Source organism: Kutzneria kofuensis (genome assembly GCF_014203355.1).
Classification (GTDB): domain Bacteria; phylum Actinomycetota; class Actinomycetes; order Mycobacteriales; family Pseudonocardiaceae; genus Kutzneria; species Kutzneria kofuensis.
The window spans coordinates 4,537,531-4,554,503 of the sequence record NZ_JACHIR010000001.1; the positions used below are offsets into that span (position 1 = coordinate 4,537,531).

At 71.2% G+C, this 16,973-nt stretch carries 15 protein-coding genes and 1 pseudogene; 13 read left to right on the forward strand and 3 right to left on the reverse strand.

Translation table 11 applies throughout. The features are described from left to right. Positions 1 to 22: 22 nt before the first annotated feature. From BJ998_RS20985 to BJ998_RS21025, 11 genes and pseudogenes are all read left to right on the forward strand, one after another. Positions 23 to 799, forward strand: coding sequence for a glycosyltransferase family protein (locus BJ998_RS20985; RefSeq protein ID WP_184864116.1), 777 nt, complete (start codon positions 23 to 25; stop codon positions 797 to 799). A 136-nt stretch (positions 800 to 935) separates the two neighbouring features. Further along, on the forward strand, positions 936 to 1,892 hold the full coding sequence (locus BJ998_RS20990; protein WP_184864118.1) for a glycosyltransferase family 2 protein: 957 nt from the start codon (positions 936 to 938) through the stop codon (positions 1,890 to 1,892). A 59-nt stretch (positions 1,893 to 1,951) separates the two neighbouring features. Further along, positions 1,952 to 2,731 (forward strand): Wzz/FepE/Etk N-terminal domain-containing protein, encoded by a 780-nt coding sequence (locus tag BJ998_RS20995; protein WP_184864120.1) that lies wholly within the window; start codon positions 1,952 to 1,954, stop codon positions 2,729 to 2,731. Beyond that, positions 2,728 to 4,053, forward strand: a complete 1,326-nt coding sequence (locus tag BJ998_RS21000) for an O-antigen ligase family protein (protein ID WP_184864122.1) — start codon at positions 2,728 to 2,730, stop codon at positions 4,051 to 4,053. The genes BJ998_RS20995 and BJ998_RS21000 overlap by 4 nt, the downstream gene beginning before the upstream one ends. After that, positions 4,050 to 5,003, forward strand: coding sequence for a glycosyltransferase family 2 protein (locus BJ998_RS46610; protein ID WP_221338078.1), 954 nt, complete (start codon positions 4,050 to 4,052; stop codon positions 5,001 to 5,003). Before BJ998_RS21000 ends, BJ998_RS46610 begins: the two co-directional genes overlap by 4 nt. Next, positions 5,000 to 5,818 carry a glycosyltransferase family 2 protein gene (locus tag BJ998_RS21005; protein WP_221338079.1) on the forward strand — a complete coding sequence of 273 codons (819 nt, stop codon included), beginning with the start codon at positions 5,000 to 5,002 and terminating at the stop codon, positions 5,816 to 5,818. The genes BJ998_RS46610 and BJ998_RS21005 overlap by 4 nt, the downstream gene beginning before the upstream one ends. Continuing rightward, on the forward strand, positions 5,815 to 7,278 hold the full coding sequence (locus tag BJ998_RS21010) for a lipopolysaccharide biosynthesis protein (RefSeq protein WP_184864126.1): 1,464 nt from the start codon (positions 5,815 to 5,817) through the stop codon (positions 7,276 to 7,278). Before BJ998_RS21005 ends, BJ998_RS21010 begins: the two co-directional genes overlap by 4 nt. Before the next feature lie 130 nt (positions 7,279 to 7,408). Next, entirely contained in the window at positions 7,409 to 8,164 is a 756-nt protein-coding gene (locus BJ998_RS21015; protein ID WP_246488631.1) for a WecB/TagA/CpsF family glycosyltransferase, read from the forward strand. A gap of 9 nt (positions 8,165 to 8,173) precedes the next feature. Continuing rightward, positions 8,174 to 9,304 carry a glycosyltransferase gene (locus BJ998_RS21020; protein WP_184864130.1) on the forward strand — a complete coding sequence of 377 codons (1,131 nt, stop codon included), beginning with the start codon at positions 8,174 to 8,176 and terminating at the stop codon, positions 9,302 to 9,304. 343 nt (positions 9,305 to 9,647) lie between these two features. Next, positions 9,648 to 10,133, forward strand: a pseudogene (locus BJ998_RS49590) (GNAT family N-acetyltransferase); the annotation flags it as partial. A gap of 78 nt (positions 10,134 to 10,211) precedes the next feature. Then, positions 10,212 to 11,558 carry a glutamate-1-semialdehyde 2,1-aminomutase gene (locus BJ998_RS21025; RefSeq protein WP_376776004.1) on the forward strand — a complete coding sequence of 449 codons (1,347 nt, stop codon included), beginning with the start codon at positions 10,212 to 10,214 and terminating at the stop codon, positions 11,556 to 11,558. A gap of 375 nt (positions 11,559 to 11,933) precedes the next feature. On the opposite strand, the gene BJ998_RS21030 is transcribed toward BJ998_RS21025, so the two are convergent. Then, positions 11,934 to 12,752, reverse strand: a complete 819-nt coding sequence (locus BJ998_RS21030) for a hypothetical protein (protein ID WP_184864135.1) — start codon at positions 12,750 to 12,752, stop codon at positions 11,934 to 11,936. Between the two features lie 273 nt (positions 12,753 to 13,025). Between BJ998_RS21030 and BJ998_RS21035 the strand changes: the two genes are divergently transcribed. Continuing rightward, the gene (locus tag BJ998_RS21035) at positions 13,026 to 13,607 is read left to right on the forward strand and encodes an RNA polymerase sigma factor (RefSeq protein WP_312890254.1); all 582 of its coding nucleotides are present in this window, start codon (positions 13,026 to 13,028) and stop codon (positions 13,605 to 13,607) included. 234 nt (positions 13,608 to 13,841) lie between these two features. On the opposite strand, the gene BJ998_RS21040 is transcribed toward BJ998_RS21035, so the two are convergent. Next, the gene (locus BJ998_RS21040; protein WP_184864139.1) at positions 13,842 to 15,005 is read right to left on the reverse strand and encodes a pyridoxal phosphate-dependent aminotransferase; all 1,164 of its coding nucleotides are present in this window, start codon (positions 15,003 to 15,005) and stop codon (positions 13,842 to 13,844) included. Positions 15,006 to 15,159: 154 nt separating this feature from the next. On the opposite strand from BJ998_RS21040, the gene BJ998_RS21045 reads away from it, so the two are divergent. Beyond that, positions 15,160 to 16,359: a DUF445 domain-containing protein gene (locus BJ998_RS21045; RefSeq protein ID WP_246489396.1), complete on the forward strand. Its 1,200-nt coding sequence runs from the start codon at positions 15,160 to 15,162 to the stop codon at positions 16,357 to 16,359. A gap of 4 nt (positions 16,360 to 16,363) precedes the next feature. Here the strand turns inward: BJ998_RS21045 and BJ998_RS21050 are convergent, their stop codons facing one another. Next, positions 16,364 to 16,906, reverse strand: coding sequence for a CGNR zinc finger domain-containing protein (locus BJ998_RS21050; protein WP_312890255.1), 543 nt, complete (start codon positions 16,904 to 16,906; stop codon positions 16,364 to 16,366). Positions 16,907 to 16,973: the final 67 nt, after the last annotated feature.

Below are 16,973 nucleotides of genomic sequence, written 5' to 3' on the forward strand. Positions count from 1 at the left end.
GGGAACGGACCGAGGTGTCCTCGTGAAGGTCGTGCTGTTCTGTGGCGGTTACGGGATGCGCATGCGGGACGGCGCCGCCGACGACATCCCGAAGCCGATGCAGCTCGTCGGGCCGCGACCGCTGCTGTGGCACGTGATGCGCTACTACGCCCATTTCGGACACACCGAGTTCGTGCTGTGCCTGGGCTACGGCGGCCACCACATCAAGGACTTCTTCCTCGACTACCGCGAGACGGCCTCCAACGACTTCGTGCTGCGGGGCGGCCGGGTCGAGCTGCTCTCCTCGGACATCTCCGACTGGACGATCACCTTCGCCCACACCGGCATCGACGCGCCGATCGGCGAACGACTCCGCCGGGTGCGGCATCTGCTCGACGGCGACGAGGTTTTCCTCGCCAACTACGCGGACGTGCTCACCGACGCCCCGCTGGGCGACATGGTCGACCGGTTCCTCGAGTCGACCGCCGCCGCGTCGCTGATGGTTGTGCCGCCGCAATCGTCGTTTCACTGCGTGGAACTCGGCGAGCACGGCGACGCAACGGGAATCACGCCCGTCAGCCAGCTGCCGCTGTGGGAGAACGGCGGATATTTCGTGCTGCGGCAGGAAATTTTCGATCACCTGCCGCCGGGCAGCGACCTGGTCGAGGACGCGTGCGGCGATCTCGCCAAGCGCGGCCGGCTCCGTGCCTATCCGTACCGGGGTTTCTGGCAGCCCGCCGACACCGTGAAGGAACGCGTCGCGCTGGAGCAGGCCTACCGCTGCGGTGATCGGCCGTGGATGCTCTGGGAGCGCGCGTGAGACGCGCGTCGTGTCCGAATTGGTCGGCGCGGGTCCGGCTGGGAAACTGCTGTTCGGGTACCTCGTCGGGCCTTGCCGATCGGTGGGTGGTGGTCGACCCTGTACCGGTGATGCCGCCGTCAGCACTGGAGGTCAGGTGAACAGGAAGGCCGCGGCCGCGAAGGCGCCGGCCCTGATCGGCGCCGCGAGTGCGCCGATCGCGGTCGGGTTGCCGGTGTACAACGGCGAGCCCTACCTGACGACGGCGCTGGCCAGCCTCCAGCAGCAGCGGGACGTCGACTTCGAGCTGTGGATCGGCGACAACTGCTCGACGGACGGCACCGAGGAGATCTGCCGCGAGGCGGCCCGCCAGGACGAGCGCATCCGGTACCGCCGGCGCGAGCGCAACCTCGGTTCCACCGGCAACCACAACCGCCTGGTGCACGAGTCGAGCGCCCGCTACTTCACCTGGGCGGCCGCGGACGACGCGTACGAACCGGACCGGCTGCGCAAGATGTTCGACGCGCTGGCGGACCGCCCCGACGCGGTGCTGGCGTTCACCTCGGCCCGGCAGATCGACGCCGCCGGCGAGACGGTCGGGCACTGGAACAACCCGTGCCGCACCGACCACGCCGACCCGGTCGTGCGCATCCGTGACCTGATCGGCCTGGAGCACGAGAACTACCAGTGCTACGGCCTGTTCCTGCGGGACGTGCTGACCAGGACCCACCTGCTGCCCCCGGTGAAGAACAACGACCGGATCCTGATCGCCGAACTGGCGCTGTACGGCCGGTTCGTGGAGATCCGCGAGGAGTTGCTGCTGCATCGCCTGCACGACCAGCGGCTCACCCAGTCCGTCTCGTCGCGGGACTGGTACCGGACCCAGCGCACCGACGGAAAGCGCCTGGTCATGCCCAACGTCGAGGAGGCGGGCTGGTACCTCCGGGCCGTCGCGGGGGCTCCGCTGAGTCGGCAGCAGCGGGTGCTGGCACTGTTGGCGCTGCGGCCCTGGATGCGCGAGAACGCGGCGCCGATGGCCCGCAACCTGGCGCGGGCGGCCGTCGACGGGGCACGGATCGCGGCGTCGGCTTCCGGCCGGTTGCTGGGCAAGTGAGACTTCGGCCGCGGGCGAGCAGCCCGCGGCGGCCGGATGAGGCGAAGGGGAACACGGACGTGGACGCGTTGGACATCCTGCGAGTGCTGCGACGGCGGTGGAAGATCACCGCAGTGGCCGCCGCTGTGCTCGTCGTGCTGGTCGGCGCGGTGTTGTTCCTGGTGCCCAAGCAGTACAAGGTCACGGCGATCAGCCTGGTCACGCCGGCCCTCAGCCAGGACGTGCAGAACCCGTACACGGTCGCGGACCGGGTCCAGTCCCAGATGGCGGCGCTGCTGGTGACCGTGCTGACCTCGCCGGCCGTCACCGACTGGTACACCGCCCAGGGGGCGAACGGCACGATCGAGGTCACCAACGCCAACGGCGTCACCGACACCTCGCAGACCGACAGCCCGTTCATCACGATCATCGTCACCGACAAGTCGGCCGACGGCGCCGTGCACGGCGCGCAGCTGGTGCGGCAGCGGGCCCTCGACGAGCTGAAGAACCGCCAGGACGCCGCGAAGGTCACCGCCGCGCAGCGGTTGATCCTCACCGACGTGCTGCCGCCGGCGGACCCGACCACGACGCGCGCCTCCCAGTACCGGGCCGTCGGCCTGGTCGCCGCGCTCGGGTTGGTGCTCGGCGTGCTCGGAGTGGTCATCGCGGACCGCGTGCTCACGGCCCGGAGCAGGCGGGAGCCGGCTCCGGAGCAGCCCGTCGCGAAGGTCAACGGCGATCACCGCCAGGGCGTGCTGCCCGACCTCCGGCCGGTCGCGGCGCCCAAGGACGAGTCGCCGACGATCAAGTTCTCCCCGGTGCGCAGCGAGGAGAAGCAAGGCGGGGGTAGCCGCCGATGACGGTGGCCGCGGCCGGCAGACGCACGCCGGCCACCGCTGTCGCCGCCCAGGCGCTGTTCCGGGTCTCCCCGCACGTCATCCTGTCCTGCTACCTGCTGTTGCTGGCGCTGCCCCAGAACAACGTGCTCGCCGGCGGTGGTGGTGGCATCACGCCGGCCCGTGTCGTGGCCGGCGGTTGCCTGCTGTGGTGGCTGGTCGCCCGCTTCGCCGGTGGTTTCAAGCTCGCGGTCGGGCCGAATCCGGTCCGCCGGGTGATGTTGCTGGCGCTGGGGTTGTTCGCCGCCGCCGACGCCGTGGCGTTCATCGTCGGCGTGCCGGATTCGCGGATCTCCAACGCCGACCGCGGCGCGATGCTGTTCACGCTGGCGGTCGGCGCCGGGCTGCTGGTGTGCGACGGGCTGAGCAGCACCCGCGCCCTGCGGGCCGTTCTCGCCGGCGCCGTGGTCGGGTTCACCTGCTCGGCGGTGGCGGCGATCCTGCAGTTCGGCACCAGCCTCGACCTCCGGAAGCTGACCGTCTTTCCCGGACTGGCCCTGCAGCCGCTCGGTGATCTCGCCCTGTCGCGCGGCGGTCTCGAACGGTCCATCGGGTTCGCCGGCCATCCGATCGAGCTGGCCGCGACCTCCGTGGCGATGCTGCCGCTGGCCCTGCACCTCGCCCGGTACGGGCGGTTCAAGCTGTTCTGGTGGGCGTGCGCGGTGCTGCTCATCGGCGGCCCGCTGGTGTCGATCTCGCGCACCGGGCTGCTGGGCATCGCCGTGGTCGGTCTCTTTCTGCTGCCCCGGTACGGCCTGGTGCGCTGGCTGCTCGTCGGCGGCCTGCTCAGCAGCGTGGTGCTCGCCGCCGGCGTCATCTACCCCAAGCTGATCGACGTCCTGATCGCGACGGTCGCCGGGTCCAGCAAGGACAGCAGCATCTGGTCGCGGCTGACGAAGTACGACTACGTGTGGGCGCACTTCCTGGCCAAGCCGATCGGCGGCCAGGGCCTCGGCACCTACGTCGCCCCCATCCAGCCGTACCTCGACAACCAGTACCTGCTCACCACCGTGGAGTCGGGGTTGCCGGGACTGGTCGGCTTCGTTCTGCTGCTCGGGGTTCCGCTGTGGTGGACCTTCCGGACCTGGCGTTCCAAGAAGATCGATTCGCCGCCGCAGGTGCGCGACGCGGCGTGGGCCATCGCGGTGTCCCTGCTGGTGTGCGCGCTGAGCTTCGGCACCTACGACGGGCTCACCTTCCCCCAGTTCGCCGGTGTCTCGGTGCTGCTCGTCGGCTGCGCCGGGGCGCTGTACCGGATTGCCCACCGAACCGAGGTGTCCGGATGACCCGGGTGATGGTCGCGGTCGTGACCTACAACTCCGCTGCCGACCTGCCACGGCTCGTCGCGAGCCTGCCCGCCGGCCTGGAGGGCGTCGACTGGCGGCTTGTCGTGGCGGACAACGGATCCAGCGACGACACCGTCGAGGTGATCCGACGCGTCGCGCCGCAGGCGACGGTGGTCGAGACCGGCGCGAACCTGGGGTACGCGGCCGGCGTCAACGCGTGCGCCGAGCTGGCCGAGCCCGACGAGGCGCTGTTCGTCCTGAACGCCGACGTCGTGCTGGAACGCGGCTGCGTTCGGGCACTGCTGCGGACGTGTTCGAGCGGCGCGGTCGGTATCGCCGTCCCGCTTGTCACCCGATCGGATGGAGTTGTCGAGCCGACCCTGCGCCGTCGTCCGACCGCGGCGCGCGTGCTGGCCGAGACCGTGCTGGGCGCACACGCCGGTCCGCTGGGCGAACGCGTCGCCGTGCCGGTGCCGCCGCGGGCGATCGACGTCGACTGGGCGAACGGCGCCGTGCTGCTGATCCCCGCGGACGTCCGGCTGCGTATCGGCAAGTGGCAGGAGGACCTGTTCCTGTACTCGGAGGAGGTGGACTACTGCCGGCGGGTCGTCGACGCCGGCTGGCGGGTGCGGCAATGCCCGGCCGCGCGGGCGGTTCACCGCGGCGGGGACGTCACCACATCGCCGTTGCTCTGGGCCCAGCTGATCACCAACAAGGTCGTGCACGTGGCCCGCTGGGAGGGCCGCGGGGCCGCCGAGCTGGTGTGGGCCACCCTGCTGCTGGCCCAGCTCGTCCGACTACCGTTGCGCCGCGGCATTCACCGTCGCGCGCTGCTCGAACTGTGGCGCGGCCGGCGAGTGCTGCTCACCGGCGTGCCGACCAATCCGGCCGCGCCGCCGGAGTTCCGCCGCCGCATCCCGGTGACCGGGGCGATTGGAGGCCGTGCTTGAAGGACTACGCCCTGCTGCCGAGGCCGGTGAAGGACCTGCTCCGGCAGTCGGTCGGCAAGAACGTCGTGGGCGAGAACTGGTGGCGCCTGCGGTTCGCGGCCGAGCGGTTCGACGCCGAACGGGCCGAGCGCACCGAGGTCGTCGCGCTCGCGGCCGGCCTGGAGCGGGCGCCGTCCGCGACGGTCGCCGTTGTCACGCCGACCTACCGCCGGCCGGAACGCCTGGCCGCCGCGGTGAACAGCGCGCTGAACCAGACCGTGAGCGACGTCAAGGTGATCGTCGTCGACGACGGCGGTGGCCAGGTCGACGGCCTGCCGGACGATCCGCGGGTCGTCGTGCTCCGGTTGTCGCGCAACCACGGCAGTCCCGGACTCGCCCGCAACGTCGCGCTCAGGCTGAGCCGGTCGCCGTACGTGGCCTTCCTCGACGACGACAACACCTGGCGGCCGGACCACCTGGAACGGTCGCTCGCCGCGCTGAAATCCGGCGCGGGCATGGTCTACACGGCGCTGCGGCGGCTCCGCGAGGACGGCACCGAGCTGGACGTGCTCAGCCGGCCCTTCAACCGGGCGGCGCACCGGGACGGCGAGTGGGTCGACATCAACGCCGTGGTGCTGCGGCGGTTCGCGGGCGTCCGGTTCGATCCGTGGGCCCGGCCGCGCTGGGTGCATCCCCGTGAGGACTGGGAGTTCGTGCACCGCGTCTCCGCCAAGTTACGGGTCCGGCACGTTCCAGTGGCCACTGTGGACTATTCGGTGCACAGTGGCAGCTACTTCACCGACTGGGACGCGACGGCGATCGGAGCTGGTACGTGAGCGAGGTCGTCGAGGACTCGCCGGGAGCCGAGGGCGCGCTGTCCGGGCGGTTCAAGGTCGGCCTGCGCTTCAGCCTGATCAACACGGTGTTCTCCCGGCTGGCGACCTTCGCCGTCGGCGTGCTGCTGGCCCGGCTGCTCGCGCCCGAGCAGTTCGGCCTCTACACGACGGCGCTCGTCGTGCAGACGCTGCTGCTCACGTTCAACGACTTCGGCACCGCGACCGCGCTCGTCCGGCACAAGGGCGACGTGCGACCGATGTTGCCGACGGTCTGGACGATCTCCGTCGGCGGCGCGAGCATCGTGTACCTGCTGTGCCTGGTCACGGCGCCGGCGCTGGCCGCCGGCCTGGGCTCGCCGCAGGCCGCCGACCTGGTCCGGATCCTGTCGATCAACGTGCTGCTCGACGGCTTCGCGGCCGTGCCGGGCGCGCTGCTGACCAGGAACCTGCGGCAGGCCAGGCGGTTGGTCGCGGACATCGCCGGGCTGGTGATCAACCTCGTGCTGACCGCCACGCTCGCCGCGACCGGGTTCGGCGCGTGGGCGTTGGTGATCGGCCACGTCAGCGGCACGGCGGTGGTCACCCTGCTGCTGCTGATCGTCACCAAGCAGCTGCCGAGGTTCGGCCTGAAGCGCCGGCACGTCGTCGAGGTCGCCAAGTACGGCGGCGCGGTCGTGGTGTCGTCGGTGGTGATGGTGCTGCTGCAGTACGCCCCGCAGACGATCACCGGGCGGATGCTCGGCGCGACCGCGCTCGGCTTCTTCTACCTCGCGTCGAACGTGTCGAGCTGGCCGGCCTCGGTCATCACGACCACCGTGGAACGCGTTGGCCTGGCGACGTTCTCCCGCGCCCGGGACTCGGGCGTCGACCTCGACCGCGCCGCCTCGGCGGTGATCGGCATGGTGGCGATGGCGGTGCTGCCCGGCGGCGCCGCGCTGGCGCTGCTGGCGCCGCAGATCGTCGAACTGGTCTACGGGGACAAGTGGGCGCCGGCCGCGCCGGTGCTGGCCGGTCTCGCCGTCGCCACCATCGCCCGGGTGCTGGCCGACCTCGTCTTCAACCTGATGATCACGGCCGGTTCCGCGCTGTCCTCGGTGCTCGTCCAGGTGATCTGGTTGGTCGCGCTGGTGCCGACGGCGATCTTCGCGACGGCGAGGTGGGGGCTGGTCGGCATGGGCTGGGCGGTCGCCGCCGTCGCCTGTCTGGTCGCGCTTCCCGTGCACGCCTGGGGTTTGTGGCGGGCCGGGGTGCACGTGCCGGCCCTGCTGCGCGGACTGGCGGTCCCGCTGCTGGCGACCGTCGTGGTCGTCGCCGCCCTGCTGGCCACTGCCCTGGTGCTCAGTCATTCGCTGCTGTACCTGGTCGCCGGCCTGCTGATCACCGCCGCCGTGGTGGCCGCGGGCTGGGTCGGCGGCCGGGACCGGTTGTCCGCGGCGCTGGACGCGCCCGCGGAGATCTAGATCTGTGCCAAGTGGACAAACTGACGGACCAGAATTGCTGCTGCGTATGACAACAACGGCGAGGAGCTCGATGGAACGGCCGGCGGGGTCCTACTGCGACACTCATGATCAACGGATAGCATCTCGCCCCATGTGTGCGGGTGTTCCCACCATTACCGTTCTCGGCGTGCCGGTGGCCGCGCTGACCGTGCGGCAGGCCGTCGCCGAGGTGTCCCGGTTGGTCGACGAGCCCGGGCCGCGGACGCTGGTCTACGCCAACGCGCATTCGGTGAACCTGTCGCGCTCCGACGCCCGGTACCGCGCCTGCCTGGCCAAGGCCGACCTCGTGCTCAACGACGGGTCGGGGCTCGCGCTGGCGGCCCGCGTGGGTGGCCGGCGGTTCCCGGCCAACCTCAACGGCACCGACTTCACCCCCGAGGTGCTGCGGCTGGCCGCCCGACGCGGCCTCGGCGTCTATCTGCTCGGCGGCCGTGCGGGAGTGGCGGCCGCGGCCGCGGAGCGGCTGTCCCGCACCGTGCCCGGGCTCCGCGTGGTGGGCCACCACCACGGTTATCTCACCACCGGCCAGAGCCGCGAGGTCGCGCGGCAGATCTGGGAGACCGGGGCCGACATCGTGTTGGTGGCGATGGGCAATCCACGGCAGGAGCTGTGGCTGGCCGAGCACCTGCCCGCCACCGGGGCCGCGCTGGGCGTCGCGGTCGGGGCGTTCCTCGACTTCGCCGCCGAACGGGTGCCGCGCGCTCCGAAGTGGATGCGGCAGGCCGGGATCGAGTGGCTGTACCGGCTCGGCCGGGAGCCGCGCCGCCTCTTCGCCCGCTACGTGGTCGGCAATCCCCTGTTCGTGGCGCGGGTGCTGCTCGACAGTGTCGCGGCGACCGGTCGCTAGTCTGTCGCCATGTCCGGGCCAAGGATCTGCTTCGTGACCAGCTACCCGTTGTCCCGTCAGGACCTCGGGGGCAGCGGCTGGGTGGATCGGCGGCTGGTGCCGATGCTCGCCGGCTGGGCTGACGAGCTGGAGATGCTGTGTGTGACCGGTCCCGAGGGGGACTGGTCGGAGCGTGTCGGCGAGCACGAGGTGCCGGCCCGTGCCGCCGGTGCGGTTCCGCTGGAGCTGCGTGGCGATCGGCGGGCGCTGGCCCGGATCGCCGCCGGCATGTTGGTGAGCCCGGAGCCCTATCTGGCCCGCAAGTTCTCGGTGTTTCCCGGCTGGCGCACAGCGGTCGCGCTGCTGCGCGAGCGGGCGGCCGGCCGGCGGGTGCTGGTCAGCGGCTGGCCGGGGCTGGTGCTCGCGGCCGCCGCCGGGGTGCCGGTGGCCGCGTACGTGGCGCACAACGTGGAGTCGACGATCGCCGTCGAGCACTCGCCGCGGGCGCTGCGGATGCTCGGTGAGATCCCGCGCCTGCGCCGGATGGAACGACGGCTGCTCGGGATTCCCGACCATGTCTTCACGCTGTCCCACCGGGACGCCGCCGAACTGCGCGGCGAAGGGGTCGCCGCCACCGCGCTTCCGGTGCCGCTGTCCCCCTCCGGCGCCTCGGCCGGCCGCGCTGTCGGGTTCATCGGCAAGGCCAGCTGGCCGCCCAACGAGCGGGCGCTGCAGGTGCTGCTGGGCCCGGTGCACGACCGTTTGTCCACTATGGATGTCGATGTGGAGTTTGTCCTGGCGGGCAAGGGAACCGAGCAGTACGCCGAGCACCCTCGGGTCGTCGGCGCCGGGCCGGTGGCCGATGTCGCCGACTTCTACGCGCGGGTCGGCGTCGCCGTGGTGCCGCGGTTCGGCTCCAGCACGGGTGTGAGCGTGAAGGTCCTGGAGGCGGCCGAGTTCGGTGTCCCGTCGGTGCTGCCCCGGTCCCTGGCCGAGGCGATCGATCCGGACGGCCCCTGGCTGGTCGCGGAGGACGCCGACGAGGCAGCCGAGGCGATCCGACGGTGGCACCGGGGCGAGTTGTCCCCCGACGCCGCGGATTGGGCCTGCAAGCAGGACGCGGCCCGCACAACCGCCCTGCTGCGCAACGCCTTCGCCTGACCTCGCGCCGCTACCCCGGTCTCCGTTGGCCGCCCCTGCTGTGCAAACCCCTCGCCCCGCCGCCGGCCGCGCCTCGGCCGCCAGCGAGCGGAGCCTTGCTCACCTCGGTGCTCACTTCGCGGTAGCGTTTCTCACGGAACGTGTAACAAAATCACCCAAAAGGGGCATATCCCCTGTGTGTTGGCCGACGCGGGTTGGCCCAGCGGCGCTGCCGGTACGAGGATGTGCGGCACGGTGGTCGCGTCGACGGTGAGGAGGTCAGGTGCCCGGTCTGATCCGTCAGGCGTTGCGCTTCCGTGCGGGAACACCGAATTCGACCGGGCTCGTCACGCTCGGGCCGGTCGTGACCAGGGGAAAGGTCGTCGAACTGCGGCCGCCCGCCGCGTCCGACGCGGCCGAGTGGTCGCGGCTGGTGCGGCCGGAGCGTGATCGGCTGGAACCCCGATGGGCGGACAGTGACCTCGATTGGGTGGCGCGCACCGACCAGGCCGCCTGGCGGGAGCGATGCGGCGAGCTGCGCCGGCTGGCCCGACGCGGCGAGGCGCTGCCGTTTCTGATCACCGTCGACGGCGGCATCGCCGGCGAGCTGGTGCTGGACCGTGTCGACCGGGACCGCGGTTGCGCCGAAGTCGAGGTGTGGATCTCCGAGGCACGCGAGAGCGCCGCGATCACGGCGTCGGTGCTGCGTTTGCTGCTGCACCACGCATTCGGCGAGTACGAGCTGCGCCGGCTGACGGCGGCGGTCCCCGTCGGCGACCGCAGCGCGGCGGCGCTGTTCAGCCGCGCGGGTTTCCGGCGTGAGGGACTGCTGCGTGGATACCGGCGCACCGGCGACCACGAGCTGTGGTCCCTGCTGGCCACCGACCGCCCTGAAGAGTCCATTTCGGACTTACCTATAGTGTCGGCGATGGATGTTCCCGGTAGCGGCAGGGGTTTCGAGCGTTCCAACGCGTTGCAGCGTCGGCTGCACGAGTTGGTGCCCGGCGGCGCGCACACCTACGCCCGCGGCTCCGACCAGTACCCGGAGGGCATGGCGCCGATCCTGGTCCGCGGCGACGGCTGCCGGGTCTGGGACGCGGACGGCAACTGTTTCATCGAGTACGGGATGGGGCTGCGTTCGGTCACCCTCGGCCACGGCTACCGGCCGGTGCTGGACGCCGTGCACCAGGCCCTGGCCGACGGCGTCAACTTCTCGCGGCCGACGCAGCTCGAAGTGGCCGCCGCCGAGGACTTCCTGAGCCTGGTGCCCGGCGCGGACATGGTGAAGTTCGCCAAGAACGGCTCGGACACCACGACCGCGGCGATCCGGCTGGCCCGCGCGGCCACCGGCCGGGACATGGTCGCCGTCTGCGACCAACCGTTCTTCTCCGCGGACGACTGGTTCATCGGGGCCGTCGAGATGAACTCCGGCGTGCCGGAGGCGACGCGGAACCAGACGGTTCGCTTCCAGTTCAACGATCTCGACTCGCTGCGGCTGCGGTTCGCCGAGCGCGGTGGCCAGATCGCGTGCGTGGTGATGGAGGCGGCGACCGCGCTGGCCGAGCCGGAACCGGGTTTCCTCGAAGGGGTTCGCGCCCTGTGCGACGCTCACGGGGCGCTGCTGGTCTTCGACGAGATGATCACTGGCTTCCGCTGGTCGGCCAGCGGCGCGCAGTCCGTGTACGGGGTGCGGCCCGACTTGTCGTGCTGGGGCAAGGCGATGGGCAACGGGTTCCCGATCTCCGCGCTGGCCGGCCGCCGGGACCTGATGGAGCTGGGTGGGCTGCGCACGGATTCGCCGCGGGTGTTCCTGCTCTCGACCACTCACGGGCCGGAAACCGTGTCGCTGGCCGCGTTCCGAGCCGTCGTGCGGGCGTACACCGAGGGCGATCCGATCGGCGTCATGGAGCGCCGGGGCACGGAGTTGGCCGACGGCGTCAACACGGCCGCCCGGGAACTGGGCGTCGAGGAGTTCGTCGCCGCGATCGGCCGGCCGTCGTGCATGGTGTTCACCACGCGCGACACGGACGGTCGGCCGTCTCAGCCGTATCGCACGCTGTTCCTGCAGGAGATGCTCCGCCGCGGAGTGCTGGGGCAGTCGTTCGTCATCTCGGCGGCGCACACGGTCGCCGACGTCGAGCACACCGTCCAGGCAACCCGCGAGGCCCTGGTCGTCTACCGCCGTGCGCTCGAAGACGGTGGCGTAGAACGGTTTCTGGCCGGGCGGCCGGTCGCACCGGCGCTGCGCTCACTCGCCTCGCCCCGCCAAATCTGACCGTACACAAGGAAATGAGGGCGCTGGTCGGGTGGACCAGCGCCCTCGGTTGGCCACTGCTGACGGTCCTTCCGGCTCTGCCCCTCGTAGTGCCGGGAGAGACGATCACCGGTGGCCAAGTTTTGGAGCCCCGACGCCACGGGGGCAACGCGACGCCGGGGCCAGCCCCCGACCTGACCGGGCGCGGTCGGCAGGTCGGGAAGATCCGGGACGTCGGGGGAGGATCGTCGCCCGCGGCATGACACAACCGGGAGGACGTGCTCGACGTGATCGCCATGCGCGGCGGTGACCCACTGTTTGGGGGCATCCCCGGGCCCGGATCAGCTCGGCGCGGCCGCAAAAGGGCACACGGGTGCCTTGCGACCGTGGGCGCGGTCAGTCGGGTGAGGTGCTGGGCAGCCCGGGAGCGCCGTCGCTGACGCGCTTGGGGCTGTGTTCGTCGGTCGTGGAACCGGGGCTGGGCCGGAAGCCGGCGCCCGGCGGCACGATGCCGGCGATGCCGTTGGCGCCGCCGAGATCATGGCTGGCGGTGCCGCCCGTGGACGGGGTGGAGATCGGCTGCGAGGCCGGCTGCTGGAGCGGCAGGTCGATGGGGTGCTGCGGCAGGTCGGGCACGACGCCGGCGGGTGCGCCCATGGACGGCTCGGACGAGGTCGTGGCTTGGTCGACCTTGTGGTTCACCGGCGGCGGGGGTGCCTGGACGTGCACCGGAGGCGGCGCGACCGGCGGGGCCGGCGGCGGGGGCGTCTCGGGCGTGGTCCTGGTCGGGACGGTGACGGTCGTCGAACCCGTCCAGACGTCGCCGGAGTCGGAGGAGCCGGACGAGCCCGGCCAGCTGGAGGTGGCGCCGCCGCCCGTGGAGGACGACTGCGGCCCGCCCGGGTTCACGGTGGCCGTGCCGCTGCTGGCGCCGTCGTCGGCGGGCGGCTGGAGGGCGGACACCCCGCCCGGCAGGCCGAGGCGGTGGTGCTGGCCGCCGAGGCTGGTGAGCAGGCCGTTGACCAGGTCGGACAGGTCGGAGTGGAGGGTGTCGGCGACGACGTCCGCCTGCGGCGCGTCCGACGAGGTCGCGGCGTTCGCGACGGCGGAGCCGAACACGCAGGCCAGCAGCGTCAGACCGCCGGTGACGGCGATGCGGATGACGGCAGCGCGCAGCGCGGTGCCGGCGCACCGCACCGCACTCGTGCTGGCCACTGTCACCACCACCGTCCGCCCTGCCGGGACAAAATCGTGAAGTTGTCGGATCCGGCGATGGGACATGTTTAGCACCGCGATGTCGATTTGCACATGTTCTCGTCGCCGACCGCCCGGATTGGCGGCTGTCCGCGTTCAGTCTCGCACAACGTGGCAACTGTGCGCCGCCATCTGCGGGCCGCCACTCGTTTGAGGGTTTTCGCCCGTGCGGCGGATCCGGTCGGTGATCCCTCGCTTCTAACCCGGGACCAACTCGCCCACGGGGAGGATCGAGTGGAAGTCGACACAAGACCGGGGACGTCGGGCCCGGCCGAACTGCTGAGGGCGGCGGAACAAGGGGACCGGGTCGCATGGCGTGAACTCGTCGCCCGGCACACGCACACCGTCTGGGCCGTTGCCAGAGCGCATGGCCTGGATCGGTCCGATGCCGGCGACGTCGTGCAGAACACCTGGCTGTCATTGCTGGAAAATATGAATGGAATTCACGATCCGGACCGGCTCGCCGCCTGGCTGGCCACCACGGCCCGGCGGCACGCACTGCGCCTGCTCGCGGCTCGCCGCCGTGAGACACCCGTTGACGAGGCACGATTGGACGTCGCGCCGGCCGAGGCCGCCGACGCCGTCGTGCTGCGGGACACCGTGAACGCCTCGTTGTGGCGGGCGTTCACCCAGCTGTCCGATCACTGCCAGCGGGTGTTGCGGGTGTTGGTGCACGCGCCGGAACTGTCGTACCAGCAGGTCGCCGCGGCACTCGGCATCCCGATCGGCAGCATTGGGCCGACAAGGGGAAGATGCCTTGCCGAACTCCGCCGAAAGGCGGCGTTGGCCGGCCTGTTCCGGGAGGATGCGCGGTGACGCATGTGTCGGTGTGGGAGCGGCTCGGCTCGGCCGATCGTGCTCTTGTGAACCAACTCAGGGTGCTGCTGAGCGGAATCGACCCCGTTCCACGAGAGGTCCTGGCGGCCGCCGCTTCACTCGGACAGCGCATTGCGTCGTGTCGGAGCGTAATGGCAAACGTGTGTTTGCTGGGCTAATCGCGACAATGGGGTCTCGAAACCGCTCGAGACCCCATTGTTACGTTCTGTGCGCTCAGCCGAGCTTGCGCAGCCGCGCGATCGCCTCGTCGATTACGTCGTCACGCTTGCAGAACGCAAAGCGCACGAGGTGCTGCCACTGCTCGGGATGATCGGTGAACACCTGCACCGGCACGCCGGCCACGCCGATGCGCTCCGGCAGCTGGCGGCACAGCTCGGCGCCGTCGGCGAAGCCGAGCGGCCGCACGTCCGCGCAGACGAAGTAGGTGCCGGCGGCCTGCCGGACGCCGAAACCGGCGTCGGACAGGCCGGCGGACAGCCGGTCGCGCTTGCGCTGCAGGTCGTCACGCAGCTGGTCGACCCACGCCATCTCGTTCCGCAGCGCATACGCGACCGCCGGCTGGAACGGCGCGCCGCCGACGAACGTGAGGAACTGCTTGGCCGCGCGCACGGCGGCGACCAGCTCGGCCGGGCCGCACACCCAGCCGATCTTCCAGCCGGTGCTGTTGAACGTCTTGCCCGAGCTGGAGATGGCCAGCGTGCGCTCGTACATGCCGGGCAGCGCCGACAGCGTGACGTGCTCGCGGCCGTCGAAGATGAGGTGCTCGTACACCTCGTCGGTGATCGCGATCAGGTCGTGCTCCTGGCACAGCTTCGCGACCTCGCTGAGCTCCTCGCGGGTGAACACCGTGCCGGACGGGTTGTGCGGCGAGTTGATCAGCAGCGCCTTCGTCCGTGGCGTCACCGCCGCCCGCAGCGCGTCGACGTCGAGCGCGAAGCGGTCACCGTCCTCGACCAGCGACACCACCTTGCGCGTGGCGCCGGCCAGCGCGACCGACGCCGCGTACGAGTCGTAGTACGGCTCGATGAGCAGCACCTCGTCGCCGGGCTCGACCAGCGCCAGCAGCGACGCCGCGATCGCCTCGGTGGCGCCGACCGTGACCAGCACCTGGCTGTCCGGGTCGTACTCGGTGCCGTAGCGCCGGCGGTGTTCGGCGATCGCCTGCCGCAGCTCCGGCCGGCCGGGGCCGGGCGGGTACTGGTTGATGCCGTCGGCGATGGCGCGCTGGGCGGTCGCGAGCATCTCGGCGGGCCCGTCGGTGTCCGGGAAGCCCTGGCCGAGATTGACGGCGCCGGTCCGGGTGGCCAGCGCGGTCATCTCCGCGAAGATCGTCGAGGTGAACGGCTGTAGCCGGGGCACGAGAGCAGGTGTACGCACATCCGGATCCTCGCCGATCCGTCCCCGAGATGTCATCCGGCCGCTCCCCGGTCTCCGCCGCCGAACCCGGCGGCCGCCCCTGTGCGCGGGGAGAATGACGGTTGTGGAGCGACTCACCGCGGCCGAGACGGTCAAGCGCCGTGCGCTACGTCGGATGAAAACCGTGGCCGCCGGGCTGCTCGTACTCGCGGCCGTGATCTACGTGCTCTCCGGCATCTTCGCCGGGCCCGTGTGGCTCGGCTACGTGCACGCCGCCGCCGAGGCCAGCATGGTCGGCGCCCTGGCCGACTGGTTCGCCGTCACGGCCCTGTTCCGGCACCCGCTCGGGCTGCCCATCCCGCACACCGCGCTGATCCCGAACCGGAAGAACCTGCTCGGCGCCAGCCTCGGCGACTTCGTCGGCAACAACTTCCTGTCCGAGCAGGTGGTGCGGGACCGGCTGCACCGGGCGGAGATCAGCAAGCGGGTCGGGGTGTGGCTGTCGCAGCGGGACAACGCCCAGCGGATCACCTCCGAGCTGTCCAACGTGGCCCGTGGGCTGGTGACCGTGCTGCGGGACGAGGACGTGCAGGCCGTGGTCGAGCACGCCATCGTGCAGCGGCTGATGGCCATCCCGTGGGGTCCGCCGCTGGGCAAGCTCCTGGGCCAGGTGCTGGCGGACGGCTCCCACCACAAGCTCGTCGACCTGCTGGCCGACCGGGCCTACGAGTGGGTCCGCGACAACCACGAGGCCATCAAGCGCATCGTCTCGGACCGGTCCCCGGCGTGGTCCCCGAAGTTCGTCGACTCCCTGCTGGGCGAGCGGGTCTACAACGAGATCCTCGGGTTCGCGTGGTCGATGAAGACCGACGTCAACCACCCCATGCGCGCCGCCGTCGACCGCTTCCTGATCGACTTCGCCGACGACCTGCAGACCGACCCCCTCACCATGGAACGGGCCGAGCAGGTCAAGCACCAGGTGCTGACGCATCCCGAGATTCAGCACCTCATCGGCACCACGTGGACCAATGCCAAGCGGATGCTCCTCGACGCCGCCGAGGACCCGTCGAGCGAGCTGCGCAAGCGGGTGCTCGAAGGCCTCGTCACCCTCGGCATACGCCTGGAGACCGACGACACGACGCGGGAGAAGGTCGAAGGCTGGATCGAGGGCGGCGCCGCCTACGTCGTCACCCACTACCGCGCCGAGATCCTCACCCTGATCACCGACACCATCGAGCGCTGGGACGCCGACGAGACCTCCCGCAAGATCGAGCTCCAGGTCGGCCGGGACCTCCAGTTCATCCGCATCAACGGCACGGTGGTCGGCGCGCTGGCCGGCCTCGTCATCTACGCCTGCTCGCAGTTCCTGTTCTGAGCCGTCAGGAAGCCGTGCTGCGGGCGCGTTCCCGCCAGTTGCGGGCCTTCTCGCGGTTGCCGCAGACGCGCATCGAGCACCAGGTGCGCGAGCGGTTGCGGGACCGGTCGTGGAAGGCCCAGCGGCAGTCGTCGGCCGGACAGATCTTGATCCGTTCCCAGTAGCCGAGCACGGCCAGCCGCGCGGCGGCGGCGAGGACGGCGCCGAGGGCGTCGCCGGCGGTGAGGACGGGGACGCCGGAGCTCAGCGAGATCCGGATCGTCCCGTGCGGCAAGCCGGCGGAGGGGGACATCGGAGCCTGCTCGCCGTGGTGGGCCAGTGCGACGGCCCGAAGGGCGTCTCTGCTGGCCCGGGCCTTGTGGATGGCGCCGGCGGTCCCCAGTCCCCGCTCGGCGGCCCACTGTCGCCAGGTGTGCTCGTCGTCCAGCACGTCCGTGGCCTCATTGACGTTCACGGTGTTCAGGAAGGCGAGCAGCAGTTCGACGTCCCGCTCGGCGTCCCAACCGGTTTCCTGCACGGCGCGGGCGCCGGCGGCCGTACCAGTCACCACTCCACTGTAAGCGGCGGATCCAGCGCCCAAGATCACCGCAGGTCAGGCCATATACTCTGGGTGT

Coding starts and splice junctions, on each gene's coding strand:
- BJ998_RS21020 (WP_184864130.1), top strand. CDS start 8,174: ATGTCCGGGCCAAGGATCTGCTTCGTGACCAGCTACCCGTTGTCCCGT.
- BJ998_RS21000 (WP_184864122.1), top strand. CDS start 2,728: ATGACGGTGGCCGCGGCCGGCAGACGCACGCCGGCCACCGCTGTCGCC.
- BJ998_RS46610 (WP_221338078.1), top strand. CDS start 4,050: ATGACCCGGGTGATGGTCGCGGTCGTGACCTACAACTCCGCTGCCGAC.
- BJ998_RS21045 (WP_246489396.1), top strand. CDS start 15,160: ATGAAAACCGTGGCCGCCGGGCTGCTCGTACTCGCGGCCGTGATCTAC.
- BJ998_RS21015 (WP_246488631.1), top strand. CDS start 7,409: ATGTGTGCGGGTGTTCCCACCATTACCGTTCTCGGCGTGCCGGTGGCC.
- BJ998_RS21025 (WP_376776004.1), top strand. CDS start 10,212: ATGGATGTTCCCGGTAGCGGCAGGGGTTTCGAGCGTTCCAACGCGTTG.